The organism is Micromonospora sp. DT4 (assembly GCF_049841675.1).
GTDB lineage: Bacteria > Actinomycetota > Actinomycetes > Mycobacteriales > Micromonosporaceae > Micromonospora.
In genome coordinates this window covers 1-1178 of sequence record NZ_JBNCKT010000297.1, presented here as the reverse complement: position 1 = coordinate 1178, position 1178 = coordinate 1, and the positions used below count along the sequence as shown (strand labels likewise).

1 protein-coding gene is annotated in these 1178 nt (G+C 68.0%); it reads left to right on the top strand.

Features of this window, described 5'->3' with window-relative positions; genetic code table 11:
* Positions 1 to 960, top strand: a 960-nt coding sequence (locus ACLQ24_RS29745) for a hypothetical protein (RefSeq protein ID WP_425895055.1), incomplete at its 5' end; no start/stop codon positions are given.
* Positions 961 to 1178: the final 218 nt, after the last annotated feature.

The following is a 1178-nucleotide window of genomic DNA, read 5'->3' as shown; positions in this document are numbered from 1 at the left end:
CGAAATCCTCGACCTGCTCGACGTCAATCCGCTGGAATGGTGCTGACGATCGCCGACGTGCGGAATGCAGGGCTAGCGGAGTTCTACCGATCGCACGGTGGGCGGCAGGTCGTGCGGTACGCGATCCCCGACGAGTCAAAAGCTCAGCTGCGGGTGACAGCGCCGAAGGTCCTCGCATGCATGTCCAGCCAGCGCACGCTCAACCCCAACGAGGTGACCGACTGCTTTCCCCGGGAGTCAGCGGCGCCGCTCAACCGGGTCATGCTCGGCGAACCGGGCTCGGCACCACGAGCCGATCCGCACCTGCTGGACAACGGGAAAGTCGGGCTGCTGGTATTCGCCAGCGGGGACGGGACAGCATCCTCGCTCGCCGACACCCGGGCAGAAACCGACCCGCTGCTCGGCGGCAACCTGCCCGGCCTGGTGGTCGCCCCAGACAGCGCCGTGGCTCAGAAATTCGGGCTCACCGCGAACGGGACCAGCGAGGTGCTTCTTCCGGACTTCGCCCGACTGTCACCACGCGACCAGTTCCTCGTCCGGGCAACGGCCATTCGTCTCGCCCCGAGCGCGCAGATGGCCAGCGGAACCGACCCGACCGCCTACGACCGGCTGCGCTCCGTCGCCAACACCGCCAGTTTCCTCGGCGCGACCATGGCCATGTTGATCCTGCTGCTGGGCGGCATCGCCCTGGTCGTCGCGCACACGCTAACCCGGCGCACCCTCGTCGACATCGGCGCGGCACCCGGCCGAAGGTGGGGAATCGTCGCCCGGTGGACCGCCGTGCCCTTGACGACGGCGGCACTGGCCATCCCGCTGGCCATCTTCACGGCGTCCGGCGGGGGCCAGCGGGCAGAAGCATCGTACGGAAGCCTGTGGTTCCTGCCGGGCCTCCTTGGTGCCGCCGCTTCCGTGATCCTCGGGGCGGCATTTCTACGCCCACCGCCGAGAGCGGACGAATAGACGCGAGGCGGCGAAGGCCGCGGTCACCGACCGTGACGAGCGCTGTCCGGACGACGAGCGCCGACGGCGGCAGCTTAGCTTACGACTTGGTGCGCGATAGCTGAGTGACCCGCGCCGATCATGAGGGTGGCCGTGCGGGATGATCATGATTGTGACGTCAAGACCAGGCCGCACGGCCATGTCGCATCGTATCTTCACCGGTATCCCACGACGCAGAC